Annotated in this window: 15 protein-coding genes and 2 pseudogenes; 6 read left to right on the top strand and 11 right to left on the bottom strand. The window is 72.4% G+C overall.

All coding sequences use genetic code 11. From position 1 onward, the window contains the following. Positions 1-9 precede the first annotated feature (9 nt). The 8 genes and pseudogenes from E4N62_RS20510 to pdhA all read right to left on the bottom strand — a co-directional run bounded on the left by E4N62_RS20510 (position 10) and on the right by pdhA (position 9,204). A complete protein-coding gene (locus E4N62_RS20510) occupies positions 10-837 on the bottom strand; it encodes an enoyl-CoA hydratase/isomerase family protein (protein ID WP_230216453.1) in 828 nt (275 codons plus the stop codon). Next, on the bottom strand, positions 828-1,682 hold the full coding sequence (locus E4N62_RS20505; protein WP_308185405.1) for a 3-hydroxyacyl-CoA dehydrogenase family protein: 855 nt from the start codon (positions 1,680-1,682) through the stop codon (positions 828-830). Before E4N62_RS20505 ends, E4N62_RS20510 begins: the two co-directional genes overlap by 10 nt. Further along, positions 1,679-2,425: an enoyl-CoA hydratase/isomerase family protein gene (locus tag E4N62_RS20500; protein WP_230216449.1), complete on the bottom strand. Its 747-nt coding sequence runs from the start codon at positions 2,423-2,425 to the stop codon at positions 1,679-1,681. The genes E4N62_RS20505 and E4N62_RS20500 overlap by 4 nt, the downstream gene beginning before the upstream one ends. Next, positions 2,422-3,645: a thiolase family protein gene (locus tag E4N62_RS20495; RefSeq protein WP_230217035.1), complete on the bottom strand. Its 1,224-nt coding sequence runs from the start codon at positions 3,643-3,645 to the stop codon at positions 2,422-2,424. The genes E4N62_RS20500 and E4N62_RS20495 overlap by 4 nt, the downstream gene beginning before the upstream one ends. Before the next feature lie 18 nt (positions 3,646-3,663). Then, positions 3,664-5,337, bottom strand: a pseudogene (gene paaN / locus E4N62_RS20490) (phenylacetic acid degradation protein PaaN); the annotation flags it as partial. A 149-nt stretch (positions 5,338-5,486) separates the two neighbouring features. Then, a pseudogene (locus E4N62_RS20485) lies at positions 5,487-7,018 on the bottom strand (dihydrolipoamide acetyltransferase family protein). Beyond that, positions 7,015-8,079 (bottom strand): alpha-ketoacid dehydrogenase subunit beta, encoded by a 1,065-nt coding sequence (locus tag E4N62_RS20480; RefSeq protein WP_230216447.1) that lies wholly within the window; start codon positions 8,077-8,079, stop codon positions 7,015-7,017. Before E4N62_RS20480 ends, E4N62_RS20485 begins: the two are co-directional and overlap by 4 nt. 3 nt (positions 8,080-8,082) lie before the next feature. Beyond that, positions 8,083-9,204, bottom strand: coding sequence for a pyruvate dehydrogenase (acetyl-transferring) E1 component subunit alpha (pdhA, locus tag E4N62_RS20475; RefSeq protein WP_230216445.1), 1,122 nt, complete (start codon positions 9,202-9,204; stop codon positions 8,083-8,085). Between the two features lie 129 nt (positions 9,205-9,333). Here pdhA and E4N62_RS20470 point away from each other — a divergent pair, with 129 nt between their 5' ends. Beyond that, entirely contained in the window at positions 9,334-9,825 is a 492-nt protein-coding gene (locus E4N62_RS20470; RefSeq protein ID WP_268269665.1) for an Lrp/AsnC family transcriptional regulator, read from the top strand. A 100-nt stretch (positions 9,826-9,925) separates the two neighbouring features. Here E4N62_RS20470 and E4N62_RS20465 read toward each other — a convergent pair whose 3' ends face one another. Together E4N62_RS20465 and hisC are read right to left on the bottom strand one after the other, a co-directional pair. Further along, positions 9,926-11,629, bottom strand: coding sequence for an aldehyde dehydrogenase family protein (locus E4N62_RS20465; RefSeq protein ID WP_374117033.1), 1,704 nt, complete (start codon positions 11,627-11,629; stop codon positions 9,926-9,928). Beyond that, a complete protein-coding gene (hisC, locus tag E4N62_RS20460; protein WP_230216439.1) occupies positions 11,617-12,663 on the bottom strand; it encodes a histidinol-phosphate transaminase in 1,047 nt (348 codons plus the stop codon). The genes E4N62_RS20465 and hisC overlap by 13 nt, the downstream gene beginning before the upstream one ends. A gap of 328 nt (positions 12,664-12,991) precedes the next feature. Between hisC and E4N62_RS20455 the strand changes: the two genes are divergently transcribed. Continuing rightward, positions 12,992-13,609: a hypothetical protein gene (locus E4N62_RS20455; protein ID WP_230216437.1), complete on the top strand. Its 618-nt coding sequence runs from the start codon at positions 12,992-12,994 to the stop codon at positions 13,607-13,609. A 90-nt stretch (positions 13,610-13,699) separates the two neighbouring features. On the opposite strand, the gene E4N62_RS20450 is transcribed toward E4N62_RS20455, so the two are convergent. Next, positions 13,700-14,434, bottom strand: coding sequence for a hypothetical protein (locus E4N62_RS20450; RefSeq protein WP_230216435.1), 735 nt, complete (start codon positions 14,432-14,434; stop codon positions 13,700-13,702). A 279-nt stretch (positions 14,435-14,713) separates the two neighbouring features. Here E4N62_RS20450 and E4N62_RS20445 point away from each other — a divergent pair, with 279 nt between their 5' ends. The 4 genes from E4N62_RS20445 to E4N62_RS20430 all read left to right on the top strand — a co-directional run bounded on the left by E4N62_RS20445 (position 14,714) and on the right by E4N62_RS20430 (position 19,680). Further along, complete coding sequence (locus tag E4N62_RS20445; protein WP_230216433.1) at positions 14,714-16,027, top strand: ABC transporter substrate-binding protein; 1,314 nt, start codon at positions 14,714-14,716, stop codon at positions 16,025-16,027. A 103-nt stretch (positions 16,028-16,130) separates the two neighbouring features. Further along, complete coding sequence (locus E4N62_RS20440) at positions 16,131-18,158, top strand: ABC transporter permease (protein WP_230216431.1); 2,028 nt, start codon at positions 16,131-16,133, stop codon at positions 18,156-18,158. Beyond that, positions 18,155-18,970 (top strand): ABC transporter ATP-binding protein, encoded by an 816-nt coding sequence (locus E4N62_RS20435; RefSeq protein WP_230216429.1) that lies wholly within the window; start codon positions 18,155-18,157, stop codon positions 18,968-18,970. Before E4N62_RS20440 ends, E4N62_RS20435 begins: the two co-directional genes overlap by 4 nt. Beyond that, positions 18,967-19,680: an ABC transporter ATP-binding protein gene (locus tag E4N62_RS20430; RefSeq protein WP_230216427.1), complete on the top strand. Its 714-nt coding sequence runs from the start codon at positions 18,967-18,969 to the stop codon at positions 19,678-19,680. Before E4N62_RS20435 ends, E4N62_RS20430 begins: the two co-directional genes overlap by 4 nt. Positions 19,681-19,762 lie beyond the last annotated feature (82 nt).

Below are 19,762 nucleotides of genomic sequence, written 5' to 3'. Positions count from 1 at the left end.
GCAGTCGGGTCAGCGTCCGGCGAAGGACGGCTGCCGGCCTTCGAGGAAGGCCCGTACGGCAGCCCGGTGGTCCTCGGTGGAACCCAGTCGCTCCTGGGCCGCCGCTTCGCGTTCCAGGACGACGGGCAAGGGCGCTCCGTCGGCCCGGAGGAGCGCCTTGACCTCGGCGTACGCGGCGGTGGGACCGGCGGCGAGGCGCTTGGCCAGAGCCAGGCCCTCCGCAGCGGCGCCGCCGTCCGGCGCGACGCTGTGGATCAGGCCCCACCGCTGCGCCGCTTCCGCGTCGAAGCGGTCGCCGAGCAGCATCAGGGCAGCGGCCCGCGACGGACCGACCGTCTGCGCCAGGGCCCCGCTCAGACCGCTGTCGGCGGCCAGGCCGATCCCGGTGAACGCGGTCGCGAAGCGGGCGCCGGCTCCGGCGACCCGTAGGTCGGCACAGAGCGCGAGCCCCAGTCCCGCTCCGACGCAGGCACCCTCGACGGCCGCGACCACGGGCTGCGGCAGCGTGCGCAGTTCCTCGACGAGCGGGTTGTACTCGTCCCGGACGATGGCGAAGGCGGAGGCGGGTGCGCTTTCCAGCGCCCGTGCGTGCTCCTTGAGGTCCTGTCCGACGCAGAAGTGCCGGCCCTCGGCGGTGAGCAGCACCGCCCGGACGAGGTCGCCGTCCTGGCGCACCCGGCGTACCGCGGCGATCAGTCCGGCGCGCAACGACACGTCCAGGGCGTTTCCCGCGGAGGGCCTTCGGAGTTCGATGACGGCGACGCCGCCGTCCAGGGTGTAGCCGATGCCGTGCCCGGTCTCGTCGGCCGAAGGCCGGTTCGTGGCGCTCATTGCCATGTGTAGAACCCCTTTCCGGTCTTGCGGCCGAGCTCGCCAAGGGCGACCTTCTCCCGCAGCAGCCGGGGCGGGGCGAAGCGTTCGCCGAGCGTGGCGTGCAGGTGCTCGGCGATGGCGAGGCGTACGTCGAGTCCGACCAGGTCGGTCAGGCGCAGCGGCCCCATGGGGTGCTTGTAGCCGAGCCGCATGGCGTCGTCGATGGCGTCCGGTTCCGCGACGCCCTCCTCGACCATGCGGATCGCCTCCAGACCCAGGGCCAGGCCGAGGCGGCTGCTGGCGAAGCCGGGCGAGTCCCGGACGACGACGTCCTTCTTGCCGAGGCAGCGCGTCCAACCCAGGGCCGCCTCCACGGTGTCGGTCCCGGTGTCGGGCGTGACGACGATCTCGACCAGTTCCGAGGCGGGCACCGGATTGAAGAAGTGCATGCCCAGGAAACGGTCGGGCCGGGTGAGGGCGGCGGCGAGATCGGTGACCGAGAGGGAACTGGTGTTGCTGGCCAGTACGGTGCCGGGGCTCACTGCCCGCTCGGCGGCGGCCAGGAGCCGGGCCTTGAGCGCTGCGTCCTCGGGGACGGCCTCGACGACCAGATCGGCGTGCGAGGGCAGGGCGTCGACGGACGGCACCGTCGTCACCCGGGCCAGCACCTCCTCCGCGGGCTCGTCCAGTGCGCCGCGTTCGGCTGCTCTTCTCAGTCCGGCGGCGACTCGGTCCAGTGCCGCGGCCGCGGCCTGTTCGCCACTCTCCACGACGGTCACGGCCGAACCGGCCGTCGCGAAGGACTGTGCGATACCGGCGCCCATACGGCCGCCGCCGATGACCCCGACGACTGCGGGTGCTGAGGTTATGCCCGGCTCCTCTTCTCCAGGAAGCGTGTCATGCGGTCCTTCTTGTCCTCTCCCTCGAACAGCACGGCCTGCGCCAGGTCGTCGACGACGGGATGGGCGCCGGGTGCGTCGACGACGAGCTTCGTCAGCCGCAGCGCGGTGGCGGAGGAGCGGGCCATCCGGTCGAGCAGGGCGTGCGCCCCGTCCAGCAGCTTCTCCGCCGGTACGACGTCGATGACCAGCCCCGCCGCCAGTGCCGCGGCCGCGTCGAGGTTCCGCCCCGCCAGCAGCACGTGCTTGGCCACCGACTCGCCGACCAGCTCGGGCAGCCGCCGGCAGGCCCCGGCCGCGGCGAGGATGCCGAGCCCCGGCTCGGGGTTGCCGAAGACGGCGTCCGGACCCGCGATGCGCAGGTCGCAGGCGTACGCCAGTTCGGCGCCGCCGCCCAGGGCCCAGCCGTCGACGGCCGCGAGCGTGGGCATGGGGAGTCGGCGCACGCGCTCGAACAGGCGGCTGTTGATGCCCTGGAGGGCTTCGTCGCGGCCCCGTCGCAGCAGTTCGGCGATGTCTGCGCCGCCCGCGAAGACACCGCCGTGCCCGGTGAGCAGCAGCAGCTTCGGATCGGCTTCCAGCAGAGCGCACACCTCGTGCAGTTCGGCGATCATGCGGCCGCTGATGGCGTTGCGGGCCTCGGGCCGGTGCAGGGTGACGACGACCCGGTCTTCTCGCTCCTCGACGAGCAGCGTCTCGTAGGCGGTGCTCACACCCGCTCCACGAGCATGGCGACGCCCTGGCCGACTCCCACGCACAGGGTCGCCAGGCCCCGGCGGGCGTCCTCGCGCTCCAGCCGTCCGAGCAGTGTCAGCAGGATGCGGGCACCGGAGCAGCCGAGGGGATGGCCGAGCGCGATGGCGCCGCCGTCGGCGTTGACCCGCTCCTCGTCGAGCCCGAGACGGCGTGCGACGGCCAGCGCCTGGGCGGCGAAGGCCTCGTTCAGCTCGACCGCGTCCAGGTCACCGGCCTGCCATCCGGCGCGGGCCAGGGCCTTCTGCGTGGCGGGCACCGGGCCGAGGCCCATGATGTGGGGCTGGACGCCCGCCGACGCGGACGTGACGATCCGCGCCCGCGGGGTGAGCCCGTACCGCCGTACGGCTTCGGCGCTCGCGACCACCAGGGCGGCGGCGCCGTCCGACAGCGGCGAGGAGGAGCCGGCGGTGACGATGCCGTCCTCGCGGAAGATGGTCCGCAGCGCGCCGAGCCTCTCCAGCGTCGTGCCGGGACGCGGCCCCTCGTCGCGGGTGACCTCGCCGTCCTTCACCGGGACCGGCACGATCTCGCGGTCGAAGCGCCCCGCCTCCTGTGCCGCCACGGCCCGCCGGTGACTGCGCAGGGCGAACGCGTCGGACTCGAGGCGGGTGATGCCGTGCAGGGCCGCGACCTCCTCGGCCGTCTCCCCCATCGTGAGGGTCACCTTGACCGTCTCGGGACCGGCCCCCGCGGGCACGGCCCGGTCGGCGGCGGCGAAGCGCGGGTTGGTGAAACGCCAGCCCAGTGAGGTGTCGTGCACCTCCCCCGGCTTGGCCCAGGGGGTGCCGGGCTTGGCCATCACCCAGGGGGCGCGGGTCATGGACTCCACCCCGCCCGCGACCACCAGGTCCGCTTCCCCGGAGCGGATCGCCTGGGCGGCGCTCGCGAGAGCGGTCAGCCCGGAGGCGCAGAGCCGGTTGACCGTGTAGCCGGGGACGGTGTGCGGCAGCCCCGCCAGCAGTACGGCCATGCGCGCCACGTCCCGGTTGTCCTCACCCGCCTGGTTGGCGGCCCCCAGGACCACCTCGTCCACGGCCTCGGACGGGATCCCCGCGCGGCGCACGGCCTCACCCACCACCAGGGCGGCCAGGTCGTCGGGACGTACGTTGGCCAGTGCGCCGCCGTAGCGGCCCTGGGGGGTGCGCGCGCCGTCGATCAGGAAGACGTCGTCAGACATGGGCGGGCTCCTCGGCGGGGCGTGGCGGCGGGACTGGACCACCGAGAAGCGGCCGGTGACGAAGGCCGGGTCGGTGAGGGCGGCGTTGGCGGCGGGGTTGGCCGCGGTGCCGTGGAAGTCGCTGAAGGCGGCGGACTGGTTGACGAAGACGGCGCCGGTCAGGTTCTCCGACAGGTGCACGCCCGCGTCCAACGCGGCCTCGCGGGTCGCCTCCAGCACGTCTGCGTCGGTGGTGTACACCGAGGCGGTCAGCGCGCCGTGGCGGCGGACTGTCTGGTGCAGGAGCCGCAGGCCGTGCGCGGTGGAGTCGGTACCGATGACGAACGCGACAGGTCCGAACCACTCCCTGGTATACATCTTCTCGTCGGCCCCGGCGTCGAGCCGGGCCACCAGCGGGGTGCGGACGACGGCTTCGGGGTGCTCGGGGTGCACCAGCGTCCGGGAGGGGTGCGCGATACGGCCGTCGAGGACCGTCGCCGCCTCCTCCAGCCCGTTCAGGACGCCCTCGTTCACGATCGCGCCCAGGGTGCCGGCGGCGCGCGCGGGGTCGCCGAGCAGGTTGTCCAGCGCCGTGCCCAGGTCGCCGGCGAACTCGTCGGCCGTGCGCGGCCCCTGGTCGGTGGTGAAGCCCTCGCGCGGGACCAGGATGTTCTGCGGGGTGGTGCACATCTGACCGCTGTAGAGGGCGAGCGAGAAGGCCAGGTTGCGCAGCAGTCCGGCGTAGTCGTCGGTGGAGTCGACGAGGACGGTGTTCAGTCCGGCCTTCTCGGTGTGCACGGCGGCCTGGCGGGCGTTGGTCTCCAGCCAGTCGCCGAACTCGCTGGACCCGGTGAAGTCCACGATGCGCACGTCGGGGTGCGTGGCCAGGGCGGGGGCGGTGCGTTCGCCGGGGCGCTGGGCGGCGAGCAGCACCACGTCGGGGTCGAATCCGGCCTCCGCCAGGACCTCGCGGGCGATGCGCACCGTGATGGCCAGCGGCAGTACGGCCCGCCGGTGCGGCTTGACGATGACCGGGTTGCCGGTGACCAGGCTCGCGAACAGGCCCGGGTAGCCGTTCCAGGTGGGGAAGGTGTTGCAGGCGATCAGCACGGCGACGCCGCGTCCGACCGGGGTGTAGGTCTTGTCCATGGCGAGCGGGCCGCCCCGGCGCTGCGGCTTGCTCCAGCGGGTGGTGGCCGGGTGACGCTTCTGCTCGTACCAGGCGTACGCCACCGCTTCGAGCCCGCGGTCCTGGGCGTGCGGGCCGCCTGCCTGGAAGGCCATCACGAACGGCTGGCCGGTGGTGTGCTGGACGGCGTGCGCGATCTCGAAGCTCGCCGCGTTCAGCCGGGCAAGGATCTCGGCCGCGACCCCGGCCCGGGTGTCGGGGCTCGCGGCGCGCCATGCCGTGGCGGCGGCCTTGGCCGTGGTGACGGCCGTGTCGGGTGCGAGGTAGGGGTAGCTGACGCCGAGCGGGAAGCCGTAGGGCGAGAACTCGGTGGCGGGGACGGTGCCCGCGCCGGGGTGTCCTTGGAGGGGGAAGGGGTTGCCGAGGAGGGCGCGGAAGGCGGCCTCGCCCTGGTGGGGCGCCTCGGTTCCGTAGGCGGAGGTGCTGGGTGTCTCCGGGTACGGCGTCCAGTAGCCGCGGGCGGCGGCGTGCTCCACGGCCTGCTGGAGCAGGTCCGCGTGGCGGGCGTGGAAATCGGTGGGCATCGGGTACTCCTGGCCGAACGTTCGGTAGGTCGGTGGGTGCGGTCCGCCAGGGGGCGGAGGCAGGCGGGGCTGGGAGGAAGGGGCTGCGAGGCGTCGGGCCCGGAGCCGACGACGGACCGGGGTGGGCACCTACGGGTGAGGCCGGCGGATCAGACGTCCGCGAGCAGGATCGCCGGTTGCTCGACGCAGTCGGCCACGAAGCGCAGGAAGCCACCGGCCACGCCGCCGTCACAGACCCTGTGGTCGAAGCTGAAGGAGAGCTGTGTGACCCTGCGGACCGTCAACCGGCCGTCCACGACCCATGGTTTGTCGACGAGGCGGCCGACGCCGAGCAGGGCGGCCTCCGGGTGGTTGATGATCGGTGTGGATCCGTCGACGCCGAACACCCCGTAGTTGTTGAGGGTGAAGGTGCCTCCGGTCAGCGCGTACGGCGGCAGGTTCCCGCCGCGGGCGAGCTCGGTCAACCGGGCGAGTTCGGCGGCCAGTTGGACGGTCGACATGAGGTGGGCGTCGCGGACGACCGGGACGACCAGCCCGCGTTCGGTCTGGGCGGCGAAGCCCAGGTGCACCTGGTCGTGGCGGAGGATCTCCCGGCGCTCGGTGTCGACCGTGGAATTCAGCTCGGGGAAGCGGCGCAGCCCTGCGACACAGATACGGGCGAACAGCGCCAACAGCCCGATGCGCGTGCCGGAACCGGCGAACTCCAGCGCCTTCTTGGCCTCCAGCAGCTCGGTCGCGTCCACGTCGACCCAGGTGGTGGCGTCGGGGATCTCGGTCCGGCTGCGGGAGAGCTTGTCGGCGACGGCGCGGCGGACTCCGCGCAGGGGGATGCGCTCGGGACCGGCCGCCGTGGTCGGCTCCTGCGGTGCGGGGACGGGGGCCGCGGCCTCGTGGGCCGGGCTCGGGCTCGCGGCCTGCCCGGCAGCCCGGGCGACGGCCTGCTCGACGTCCCTTCTGAGGACGACTCCCGCCGGCCCCGACGGTGACAAGCCGCCGAGGTCGACGCCGTGGTCCCGGGCCATCCTCCGCACGAGGGGCGAGATCACCCGGGGGCATGCGCTGGGGCGGCGGTGGGGGTGGCGGTGGCCGAGGTGTCCCGTGCGGCGTGCGACGCGGATACGGAGTTGCTCGCCGGTGCGGCACTGTCGACCGCTCCGGATCGCTGGGCGGCACCGGCAGCACTCCCGGCGGCTCCGGCAGGCGCGGCGCCCAGGGACGGGCCCGCCGCCGCGGCGGCGCGGCGACGGCGGCGCGAGGTCGTCGGGCCGTGGCCGGTGCCGTAGCCGATCAGCACATTGCCGGATCCGGCCTGTTCCTCCTCCCGGTAACGCTCGGCCGCCGCGTCGGCCGCCCTCACCGACTCCGGTGCGCCACCCGCCTCCTCGGGCCGGGGCCCGCCCGCGGACCCGTCGGCCACGGCGGGGACTCCCGCCCCCACGGTGATCAGCGGCTCCCCCACCGGCAGCGCCGTGCCCGCCTCCGCGTGCAGCCGGAGCACCGTGCCCGCGTACGGGACCGGCACCTCGACCGCGGCCTTGGCGGTCTCGACCTCGACCACGACCTGGTCGACGGTCACGGTGTCGCCGACGGCGACCTTCCACTCGACGATCTCCGCCTCGGTCAGCCCTTCGCCGAGGTCGGGCAGCCGGAACAGCTGCTCCGGACGCGTTGCGGTGGTCATGCGACCGCTCCCTTCACAAGATGCAGGGTGTCCGGTTCGTCGCCGAATTGAAGGCGGTCGACGGCGTCGAGGATCCGGTCGACGCCGGGCAGATGTGCGTGCTCCAGCTTCGGCGGCGGATAGGGAATGTCGAAGCCGGCCACGCGCAGGACGGGTGCGGCGAGCGAGTGGAAGCAGCGTTCCTGGACGCGCGCGGCGATCTCCGCCCCGACCCCGGCGAAACCCTGAGCCTCCTGCACGACCAGACAGCGCCCGGTCCGCCGTACGGAGGCCGTCACCGTCTCGTCGTCGAAGGGGACGATCGTGCGCAGGTCGACCACCTCCAGCTCGATGCCCTCGGCCGCCGCGGCCTCGGCCGCGGCCAGGGCCACCGGGACCGACGGCCCGTAGGCGACGACCGTGGCGTCGCGGCCCTCCCGTCGTACGGCCGCCCGCCCGAACGGCAGCGCGCCGCGCCGGGCCAGGTCGGTGTCCTCGCGCGACCAGTAGAGCTTCTTCGGCTCCAGGAAGACCACCGGGTCGGGGTCGGCGATGGCATCCCTCAACAGCCAGTACGCGTCCTCGGCCGTCGCCGGGGTGACGACCTTCAGGCCGGGGGTGTGGGCGTAGTACGCCTCGCTGGAGTCGCAGTGGTGCTCGACCCCGCCGATGCCGCCCGCGTACGGGATGCGGATCACCAGCGGCAGCGAGAGCCGTCCCCGGGTCCGGTTGCGCAGCTTGGCGACGTGGGAGGCGATCTGCTCGAACGCCGGGTAGGCGAAGGCGTCGAACTGCATCTCCACCACGGGCCGGAAGCCGCCCATCGCCATGCCGACGGCGAGCCCGACGATGCCGGCCTCGGCGAGCGGGGTGTCGAAACACCTCTCCTCGCCGAAGTCGCGGGTCAGTCCGTCGGTGATGCGGAAGACGCCGCCCAGCGGGCCGACGTCCTCGCCGAAGACGAGCACACGGTCGTCCTCGCGCAGGGCGTCGCGCAGGGCGGTGTTGAGCGCCTGCGCCATGGTGACCTTGGTGGGCTCGGTGGTGGCGGTGAGCCCGGTGGCCTCGGTGGTCTCGGCCATGGGTCAGTCCTCCTGGGTCAGGGCGGTCTCGGCGAGCTCGGCCGCCAACTGGGCGCGCTGCTCGCGCAGTTGCGGGGTGGGCTCGGCGTAGACGTGGTCGAACAGCTCCAGCGGGTCGGCGGTGGTGTCCGTGTTCATGCGGGTACGCAGGTCCGCGGCCAGGGCTTCCGCCTCCTCCCGTGCGGCCGCCGTGTCGGCGTCGGTGAGGGCGCCACGGGCCCGCAGGTGCGCCTCCAGTCGGCTGAGGGGGTCCGCGGCGCCCCAGCGCTCGACCTCCTCGGCGTCGCGGTAGCGGGTCGCGTCGTCGGCGTTGGTGTGCGCGTCCATGCGGTAGGTGTGCGCCTCGACCAGGACGGGGCCGTGCCCGGCGCGGGCGTGCGCGACGGCGTCGGTGAGCACCGCGAGCACGGCGACCAGGTCGTTGCCGTCGACCTGCTCGGAGCGCACCCCGTAGCCGATGCCCTTGTAGGCGAGGGCGGGTGCCGCGGTCTGCCGGGCCAGGGGGACGGAGATCGCGTACTTGTTGTTCTGGACGAAGAAGACGACCGGCGCGCGGAGGACGGCCGCGAAGTTCAGTGCCTCGTGGAAGTCGCCCTCGCTGGTGGCGCCGTCACCGATCAGGGCCATCGCCACGCCGTCCTCGCCCTTGCGGCGCTGCGCCTCGGCCATGCCGGTGGCGTGCAGCACCTGGGTGGCCAGCGGGGTGCACTGGGGGGCGACGCGGGTGGCGGCCGGGTCGTAGCCGCAGTGCCAGTCGCCGCGCAGCAGGGTGAGTACCTCGACCGGGTCGATGCCACGGGTGACCAGGGCGACGGAGTCCCGGTAGGTCGGGAACACCCAGTCGTCCGGGCGCAGCGCCAGCACGGCACCGACCTGGCAGGCCTCCTGGCCCCGGCTGGAGGGGTAGACGGCGAGGCGCCCCTGCTTGGTGAGCGCGGTGGCCTGGGTGTCGAAGCGGCGCCCCAGGACCATCCGCCGGTAGGCCTCGCGCAGGACCTCCACCGAGGGCTCGCGGTAGCCGGCCGGGGGCTTGGCCACGGCGGTGCCGTCCTCGGCCACGAACCGCACCGGCGTGAGGGACGGCAGGAGACCCTGGACCGTCTGTCGGAGGCTCTTCACGGACATGGAGGGCACTCGCTTTCTCTGGACACTTGACAGGAGAATGGTGACGACAAGGGAATATGTGTTCAAGACTTCGCGTGAACTGCAGATGAAGTGTCGAATCCTCAGGTTCTGGAGAGCAATGTGTCTGAGATGGACTCGCCCGCGGGGCCCGTGCCCGGACGAACTGCCGTCCCGCTCGACGACACCGACCGCCAGATCCTGGCCCGGCTGCTGAAGGACGCCCGCCAGTCGGTCCGCGCCCTGGCCGAACAGGTGCACATCTCGCGTGCCAACGCCTACACACGCATCGGCAGGCTGCTGTCCGAGGGGGTGATCACCGGCTTCACCGCGCAGCTGAACCCCAAGCGGGCCGGCCTCGGCACCAGCGCCTATGTCACCCTGAGCACCGAGCAGGCCGCCTGGCGGGACATCTCGCGCGAGCTGCGCGACATCCCGTACGTGGAGCATGTCTCCCTGGTCACGGGCGACTTCGACGTCCTGGTGCTGGTGCGCGCGCCGGACAACGAGGCGCTGCGCTCGGTCGTGCTGGAGCGGATCCAGGGGGTTTCCGGGGTGCGTTCGACGCGGACCTGGCTGGTGTTCGACGAGGTGCGGGGGCGCGGGGCGGACTGGACGGGCTGACCGGGGGAACCGGCCGGCCCCGACCACGCCGACCGGTCCCCGGGCCGCCCCGACCGTGCCCCAGGTGTCCCGACCGGGCCGACGGAGTGCGGCCGGCCCGTCAGGCGCCGACGAGTTCCCCGGGGTCGCGCCCGGGCGGGCGTACGGCGGTGGCGCTGCGGCCGCGCGAGCGCACCACCCGGAACCGTCCGGTGACGAAGTGCGCCCCGCCGCCCGGCGGTTCGGGCGCGGCCGAGGAGGGATCGGCGGGCAGGTCGTCGGCGAGGTTCTCCACCAGGTGGACGCCGACGTCGAGCGCCGCCGCCTCGGTGGCCGCCAGGACCAGCGGATCGATGGAGTGCACTGCGGCGAACTGCGCACCGTGGCGGCCGACCGTGCGGCGGAAGACCTCCAGGCTGTGCGAGGTCGAGTCGGTGCCCACGAGGAAGGCAACCGGCCCGGGCCACTCCCGGGCGTAGACCCGCTCGTCCCGCACCCCCAGCCGGACCACGAGCGGGCTGCGCAGGTCGGCGTCGGGATGGTCCGGGTGGTGCAGCGCCCCGGAGGCGTGCACCACCGCGCCGTACCGCGCGGCCTGTGTCAGTCCCGTGCGCACCTCGTTGTCGACGATCGCGCCCAGCAGCCTGGCCACGCGGACCGGGTGCCCCAGCAGCCGGTCGACGGCGTCGCCGAGGTCGGCGCCGAGGTCGCGGAGGGTCTTGTGGCCCTCGTCGGTCGCGATGCCCGCCGTCGGCACCAGGATGTTCTGCGGTGTCGTACGGACCGTTCCGCCGCACAGGCACAGGGAGAGCGCGAGGCCGCGCACCAGGCCGCGGTAGTCCTCGGTGGAGTCGACGACCACGGTGTTCAGTCCGGTCCGGTGGGCGAACACGACGGCCTGTCGGGCGTGTTGCTCCAGCCAGTCGGCGAACCGGGCAGGACCGGTGAAGTCGACGATGCGCACCGCCGGGTCCGTGGCCAGCCGCTGCCACAGGGGTTCCCCGGGTGCCGCGACGGCCAGGGTGACGAGGTCGGGGTCGTGCCTGGCCTCCGCCAGCACCTGCCGCGCGACGCGCACGGTGATCGCCAGCGGCAGCACGGATCGGGGATGCGGGGCCACGATCACCGGGTTGCCGGTCACCAGGCTGGCGAACAAGGCCGGCCAGCCGTTCCAGGTGGGATGCTCGGGGCAGCCGACGAGCAGGGACACACCGCGCGGCGCCAGGGCGCAGGTGCCCGCCATCGCCAGCGGTTCCTTCCGGCCGCGCGGACTCTCCCAGCGCAGGTCCGCGGGAACGCGCTCCGATTCGGCGAACGCGCGGGCCACCACCTCCAGTGCGCGGTCCTGGGCGGGCGGCCCGGCGGCCCGGAACGCGGCCGAGAGGGACCGGCCCGTGGTGTGGTGCACCGCGAGCGCCAGCTCGTGGCTGCGGGTGTTCAGCCGGCGCAGTATCTCCACCGCCACCCCGGCCCGCTGGTACGGCCCGGCGGCCCGCCAGCCGGCCATCGCCCGGCCGGCCGCCGCCACCAGCGCCGCGGGGTCGCACCGCGGATAGCCGATGTCCATGACGACCCCGTACGGCGAGGACTCGCTGCTCACCCGGCCGAGTTCACCGGGCTGGCCGAGTTCGAAGGCGCGGCCCGACAGCGAGCCGAACACCTTCTCCGCGGTCCGTGCCGACCTCATGCCCGCGTCGGCGCCGCCCCGCCCCGCGCGAGTGAACGGTGCGCAGCACTCACCGGCCGCCACGGCCCGTACCGCCTGCTGCAGCAGCTCGCGATGCCGCTCGTACGGCCCCACACGCACGGCCGTCAGCCTCTCCAGCTCGCGGCGAGCGCGAGCAGGGCGTCGTTCTCCGCCCGCAGCCCGATGGTGGCCCGGACGCCCTCGCCGACGAACGGGCGCACGACGACATCGCCGCCGAGGCAGTGCAGGGCGAAGTCCGCGCTGTCACCGGCGAGCGGCAGCCAGACGAAGTTGGCCTGGGAGTCGGGGACTTCGAAGCCGAGGTCGCGCAACCGCAGTGTCACCCGCTGCCGTTCGGCGCTCGTGAGGGCGGCCCGCCGGACGACCTCGGCGTGCTCGCCGAGGGCGACCACCGCCGCCTCCTGGGCGAGCGCGCTGACGCTGAAAGGGATCTGGGTCTTGCGGACGTGCTCCGCGATGCCGGACGGGCCCACGCAGTATCCGACCCGCAGCCCGGCCAGGCCGTACGCCTTGGAGAAGGTCCGCAGCACCACCACGTTCGGCCGGTCGCCGAGCAGCGCGAGGGCGTCGGGGACCAGCTCCGGGTCGGCGTACTCCCGGTACGCCTCGTCGACGACGATCAGTACGTCCTGCGGCACCCGGTCCGCGAAGTCGCGCAGCGCCTGCTCGCCGACCGCGGTGGAGGTGGGGTTGTTGGGGTTGCAGACGAACACCAGCCGGGTCCGGTCGCCGACCGCCTCGGCCATGGCGTCGAGGTCCAGCCCGTGCGCACGCAGGGGGACCCGCACCGCCGTGCCGCCCGCCACCGCCGTGAGGATCGGGTACGCCTCGAAGGACCGCCAGCCGAAGACGACCTCGTCGCCGGGCCCGACGACCGAGTGCAGCAGCTGTGCGCAGACCTCCGAGGAACCGGCGCCCACCGCGATCCGCTCGGGGTCGACGTCGTGGTGCTCGGCGAGGGCCCGGACGAGCGCGGCGGCGCTCATGTCGGGATAGCGCGACACCCCCCCGGCCAGTTCCGCGAGCCGCGCCGCGACACCGGGCAGCAGCCCGTACGGGGACTCGTTGCTCGCCAGCGCGACCGCGCCGGGCAATTTGCGGCCGGGGACGTAGGCGGGCAGCTGGGCCAGGGACGAACGGACGCGCACCATGCTCGACTCGCTTCTGCAGCGACGGGGCCGGAAGTCGTGCCTCCGGGCACTGGACAGGAGAATCGTGGACAGCGATCGACAACTGTTCAACCAAATGGGAAATCAGGCGACAAACTGTCGATCGGCCGCGCCTGTACCAGCAAGTAGTCCCGCCGGACCCCCGCCAGAACCGCTCCCGCGAGACGGACGGCCCGGCCCCGCGAGAGCCTGTTGATCACAAGTCGGCCACATGCCCCTTTCCGGCCCCCCGGCCCTCACCGCGCTCCGCGAAGACTGCCTCCACCGAGCGAGGCCGCCGGCGCCTCGCCCCCGCCGATCGAGGGAGACCATGTCCAGGCCCCAGCTCGCCCACGGGTCGTTGGCGTCACTGACGGCGGCTCTTGCGCTGCTGACCAGCGGCTGCGCGGAGAAGGCCCAAAAGGCCGACGGAGTACAGGCGGGCGCCGGCGCCTGCCGGGCGGCCGACGGCTGGTCGGCCGAGAAGCGGGCGGAGTGGCTGCGGGTGTCGTTCCCCGACGAGGCGGCGGCCGAGGACGCGGCGGTGGTGATCGGTCCGCACACCGGCGCGCCCCTGTGCGAACCGATCACGGTGCAGGTCCAGTTCTGGGAGGCCACCGCCACGACGGCGGGGACGAACCTGAGGTCCGTCCTGCGCTTCCGCCTGACCACCGACGGGAGCAGCCCCCGGACCATCGGCTTCCCCGCGGGCCTCTCACCGAGGGAACGCGACGACTGCACCGGCCTCCTCATGGCGGCGTACCCGGGGAGACCTCTGGCGCGGACCGAACTCCCCTCCACCACAAGCCACTTGACGCCCGCCTCCACAACGGCGGACACGGCGTTCCGCACCACCCGAATCGCCGCCCGGCGCCTCCTCCCACCGAAGACCGCGTGCGGCACACCCGGGGGCCCCACCCCGAACCCATGGGGCATCGACCATCCGTGACCGCCTGCACGGGCGATCACGCCGACGGCAGATTGCCGATCCGATGCGCAGACGCTCCGCGCTCATCGACGCATGGACGTGCGCACCCACCTACGCCGGTTCGGTGAACTGGTCGAACACCATCACCGCGGCCCGGGTCGCCAGGGACCAGCGGTCCCGTCCTTCCGGGTCCTCCAGATTGGGATGTCCGGCGATCCAGCGCATATGGAAGCCGTCGAGCAGTGCGGCGATGGTGGTGGCGAGGTGTTCGATCTTGTAGGGCGCGCGCATGCGCAGCCCGTAGGCGTCCAGCAGCGCCTGGTACGCCTCGCAGGCGACCTCGGTGAACGACTCGCCGTAGTGCCCCAGGGCATCGCGGACGCGTGGGTTCGCGGCACTGGCGTAGAAGCCGAGCAGCACACGGTAGACCGGGTCCACACGGTGGTTCTCGTGGTTGTCCGTCAGGACGTCGTTGAGAGCCTCCTGCCAGGTCGTCCCGCTGTCGACCGCCTCCTTGAAACGCCGGATGCTCTCCGGCAGCCCCGGGACCAGTTCGGCCTGCCGGCTGGTGAGGTGGAAGAGGAGATCCGCCTGGAAGTCGGCCTGGGCGGGCCAGATCTGGTAGATGGATCCGGTCGTGATCGCCGGTGCCGTGTCGTCGCCCAGCCTCTCCCGCATGATGCGGGTGGCTTCCTCGGTGACCCGCTTGACGCGGATGTGCGCAAGGGCTGCGGAGACGGCCTCCTCGCTCGTGTCGGAGGCACCGGCGCAGACGAGCTTGGTGGCCGCTTCCAGCATGAGGGCCCGGGTCTCTTCGGGTGAGCGCCGAGGGAGCCTGCGTCTCACGGCGTGCTCCGTCATGTCCTTCCCCTCCCATTGCATGATCGTTAATTCGGTGTGAACCGGGGCGTTGACAGGGCGCCAGCGTACACCTAGATTCCCGATCCGTAAGAAAGTTACGGAACTCGAAAGCGCCGATCACCTGGCCTTTCGAAGTCCCTCGGGCTGGTCCGAGGCACCGGTCATCCCGGTGCGCCCACCTGCCTTCCTCTGCCTTCGTCTGCTTTCCCGCATGCCGTGCCGGGCAACGCCGCCCTGCCGTTTTCCGATCCAGGAGGATCCCGCATGCCCTCGATCTCACGCCCCCTGAGACTCGGCCTCGTCTCCGCCGCCATGGCGCCCCTGCTGGGCGTCGCCGCATGCAGCGGATCGGGTACCGACGCACCCTCGTCGTCCGGCGCCTCCGGAGGTGGCTCCTCCGCGACTTCGGACTCCCGCTCGGCGAGTGACGTCGTGACGGACTACCTCGACTACGTCGACGGAAAGGCGGGCAAGGCCGACGCCGGCCTCGACCCGGTCACGCTGGGCTGGGTGAACGTCGAAGGCGGCCCCGGCGGCAACCCCGAAGCCACCCTGGGCGCCCGGGCCGCCGTGAAGTACGTCAATGACGAGCTGGGCGGCATCGGCGGGCACCCGCTGAAGCTGAACGTCTGCACGGTGGTGTCCGCCGAGGAGGAGGGACAGAAGTGCGGCCAGCAACTGCTGGGCGACAAGGAGGTCTCCGCCATCGGCGTCGGCAATCTCTACCTCGGTGACGCCTCCTTCAACTCCGTGATCGCGGGGAAGAAGCCCGTGCTGGTCGGAGTGGCGACGGGCCCGACCATGCCCACCGCGAAGAACACCTTCAGCACGTTCGGCGACCTGCCGCACATCTTCGGCACCTGGGGCACGTACGCCCGTGACGTGCTGAAGGCGAAGACCGCGGCGGTGATCCACACGAGCACCCCCGGCGACAAGATCGCCTCCGGGGCGGCGGTGAAGGGTCTGAAGGCCGCCGGCCTGAAGGTGAAGTCCGTCGGATTCGACGCGCAGTCCACCGACCTGATCGGCCCGGTCACCGCGGCCGGGGCGAACACCGCGGATGTCGTGGTCCCCATCTCCATCGGTGGCGGATGTGTCGGAATCGCCAAGGCACTGAAGCAGCTCAATGTCACCAAGCCGGTGGTCTCCACGCCGCTGTGCATGTCCCCCGATGTCGCCCAGGGGCTCGGAGGGGACCTGCCCGCCTGGACGTACGGCGTCGCCCAGACACTGCCGATGGACTCCTCGGCCGCCGACTCCAAGGCGTACCTGAAGGCCTCGGCGCAGGCCGGGCTGAGCAAGGACGACCAGTCCAAGGTCTTCGCGCCGCTGGGCTGGAGCACGATCCTGACGTACGCGAAGGTGCTCAACGCCATCGGCCCGGACAAGATCACCCCCGCGTCGGTGACCGAGCAGCTCAAGAAGTTCCCCGGGCCGGTCGTCATGGGCGCCGCAGAGGTCGCGTGCGGCAAGTACCCGGACGCCCCCGCCGTCTGCAACGACCAGGCGAGGTTCTACCAGTACGAGGGCAAGGGCCAGTTCAAGCCCCTGACCGACTGGATTCGCCCGCCCCAGTGAGCCCCGCCCTCCCCGCCGCCACCGCTGAGGCTGCACGCCTCCCCGGACGCAGCCTCAGCGGTGCGGACTCCCGGACTCGCGGACTCATGACAGGAGTCATGAATTGGAACAGATCCTGCTCTTCACCGTGCTCGGCCTCGGCCAGGGGGCACTGATCGCCGGCATCGCGCTCGGCGTGGTGGTCACCTACCGGGGCTCGGGCATCATCAACCTGTCCACCGGCGCGGTCGCCATGGCCTCGGCCTATGCCTTCTGGGCCCTGACCACAGGTTTCTTCGGCTTCACCCTGCCCGTGGGACCCGCTCTCGCCGGGGCGCTCGCAGTCGCGCTGGCCGTCGGAGTCCTGACAGAGGTGGCGGTCTTCAAGCCGCTGCGCACCGTCTCGCCCCTGGCCAAACTCGCGGCCTCCCTCGGCGTCCTGCTCACCCTGCAGGCCACCGTGCTCCTGGTCTTCGGGGTGCAGCCGCAGCAGGCACCGAGCATCCTTCCGACCGGCACCGTCACCATGCTGGGCATCACCACACCCTCCGACCGCTTCGTCCTGGCCGGACTGGTCGTCGTGATCGCCCTGGCCCTCGGGGCCCTGTACCGGTGGAGCCGCTTCGGCCTGGCCACCCGCGCGGCCTCGGAGAACGAACAGGCCGCTCTGCTGGCAGGCCTGTCGCCCAACAGCGTCTCGATGGCCAACACCCTCCTGGCCGCCCTGGTCGCCGGACTGCTCGGTGTCCTGGCCGCGCCCATCGTCCAGGTCGACTCCATGACGCTCCCCCTGCAGGTGGTCCCGGCCCTGGCCGCCGCCCTCTTCGCCGGGTTCACCTCGCTGTGGATCGCCTGCACCGCGGGCATCCTCATCGGAGTGCTCCAGTCGATCGTGTACTACCTGTCCACGCAGAGCTGGTTCCCGACCGACAACGGCAACGCCATGCCCGGCCTCCAGCAGCTCCTCGTCTTCGCCCTGATGGTCGTCGCCCTGTACGTGCGGGGCGCGGGTCTGCCGCGCCGCGGTGAACTCGTCGAACAGCGACTGCCTGCGGTGCCCTTGCCGGAGCGGCTGCTGCGTCCCGCTCTGATATCCGCCACGATCGCCGCCGCCGCACTGATAGTGCTCCCGTTCGACTTCCGCCAGGCACTCACGAACTCCTTGATCGGCATGGTCATCGTCCTGTCCTACGTCGTCATCACCGGCTACGTCGGACAGATCTCCGTGATGCAGCTCGCGCTCTCCGGAACCGCGGGCTTCGTCCTCTCCCACCTCTCGGTCGGGTGGGGGATCCCGTTCCCGTTCTCCGCCCTCGGCGCGATGGTGCTGGCCACCCTGCTCGGAGTGGCCGCGGGCGTCTCCGCCCTGCGGGTGCGGGGTGTGAGCCTGGCCGTCGTCACCCTGGCCGCGGCCCTGGCCATGGAACAGGCGCTGTTCAACAACACCTGGTTCGGCGGAACGGCCGGAGTGACCGTGCCCCCGCCGCGCCTGTTCGGGATCGACCTCGGACCGAAAGCGGACTTCCGCGGCCTGGACGGCAACGAACCCAGCCCCATGTTCGGCTTCCTCGTTCTGGCCGTCACCGTGGCCCTCGGACTGTACGTCGCCCACCTGCGGCGCACCGGACTCGGCCGGCGGATGCTCGCCGTCCGCTCCAACGAGCGCGCCGCCGCGGCAGCCGGTGTCGACGTGCGGGCCGTCAAGATCGCCGCGTTCACGATCAGTTCCTTCATCGCCAGCGCCGCCGGCACCCTCTACGGCTACAACTTCGGCTCGGTCAGCGCCGCCCGGTTCACCGCGCTGGCCGCACTCGGCCTGATCGGCTTCGCCTACATCGGCGGCATCACCATGGTGTCCGGAGCCGTGATCGCGGGGCTGATGTCCACCGAGGCACTGTTGCCCCATGCGCTGGACAAGTGGTTCGGGATCAAGGGGACCTGGGCCCTGCTCTTCGGCGGCGTCTCCCTGATCGTGACGCTGATCGCCAACCCCGACGGCATCGCGGGCGCCGCCCACCGCCGGAGGGCGGCGAAGAGGGCGAGACGCGCGGCGGCCACGACGGGACCACCGGCCGACAAGGCATCCGCCGTCGGCTCCCCGGAGATCCACCTCGGCCGTACCACTGCCGAGGCCAAGGAGGTCGCACCGTGAACGTGCTCTCTGTCCAGCAGTTGGGCGTCAGCTACGGCGGCGTCCACGCGCTCAGCGATGTCTCCCTGGAGGTCGGCGAGGGCCAACTCGTGGGGCTCATCGGCCCCAACGGGGCCGGCAAGACCACCTTCGTGGACGCGGTCACCGGTCTCGTCGCCGCCCGCGGAAGGGTGGAACTGGACGGCAAGGACCTGACCGGACGGCCGCCCCATGTACGGGCCCGACGAGGGCTCGCCCGCACCTTCCAGAGCAGCGAACTCTTCGAAGACCTCACGGTCGCGGAGAACCTCCAGGTGACGGCGGACCCTTCGACGTGGTGGACCACGCTCGGCGAGACCTTCGGGCGCCGCCCGTCCCCGAACCCCGCTGTCCCTCAGGCCCTCGCGGCCCTCGGACTCGAGGACCTGGCCGACGCCTCGGCACACGAGCTGTCCCAGGGCAGACGCAAACTCGTCGGTGTGGCACGGGCCTTGGCAGCCCGCCCCCGCGTCATCTGTCTCGACGAACCCGCGGCCGGCCTGGACACCACGGAGAGCGCCGAACTCGGACGCAGACTGCGCGCGGTCGCCGACGCCGGTACCGCGCTGCTCCTCATCGACCACGACATGAGCCTCGTGATGGGCATCTGCGACCACGTCGTCGTCCTGGAGTTCGGCAAGGTGATCGCCTCCGGTACACCGGCACAGGTCCGGACCGACCCCGCCGTCGTGACCGCCTACCTCGGGGCGTCCGCCGTCCAGCCCGCCACCGCGCCCGGCACTTCGGCCGGTGGCTCCGCCAAGGCCCTCACCAGCACACCGGAGACACCATGAGCACCACAATCCTGAAGGTGGCCGGGCTCACCGCCGGATACGACGGAGCCGCCGTCATCCGCGGGATCGACCTCGAAGTGGGCGCGGGAGAGGTCGTCGCCCTCCTCGGGGCCAACGGAGCGGGGAAGACCACCACGCTCAAGACCGTCTCCGCGCTGCTGCGCCCCCTTGCCGGCACGATCACTTTCGACGGGACGGACCTCGGCAGGATCCCGGCAGCGACCCGCGCCCGCCTCGGCATCGCCCACGTTCCGGAAGGACGAGGCATCTTCTCCGGCCTCACGGTGGCGGAACACCTGCGCCTCGGGCACCGGGGCGAGCGCCTGGACCAGGCGGCCGCCCAGCGTTACTTCCCCGCCCTGTCCCGCCTCCAGGACCGCAAGGCAGGACTGCTCTCCGGCGGCGAGCAACAGATGCTCGCCATGGGGCGAGCGCTGGCCCGCGGCCCCAAGCTGCTCCTGCTCGACGAGCTCAGCCTGGGCCTTGCACCCATCATCGTCGAGGAGCTGCTGCCCATCGTCAGGCGCTACGCCGACGACACCGGCTGCGGGGTGCTGCTCGTCGAACAGCACGTCGGTCTCGCCCTCGACATAGCCGACCGCGGCTACGTCCTCTCCCACGGCGAGATCACCACGCACGCCTCGGCCCGGGAACTCCGCGCCGACCAGTCCCGCATCATCGCCGGCTACCTCGGCGAGCAGCACGCCTGAACCGGCCGGCGGCCACAACCGCCTACACCGCACCCGCCGTGAGCCTGAACCACTCGGGCCGGCCCACCCTCTGCCACTCGGC

It is taken from the genome of Streptomyces sp. MNU76, assembly GCF_020982545.1.
Taxonomy (GTDB): domain Bacteria; phylum Actinomycetota; class Actinomycetes; order Streptomycetales; family Streptomycetaceae; genus Streptomyces.
Note: the sequence above shows the minus strand (reverse complement) of the source record. Positions and strands in the feature narration are given on the sequence as shown.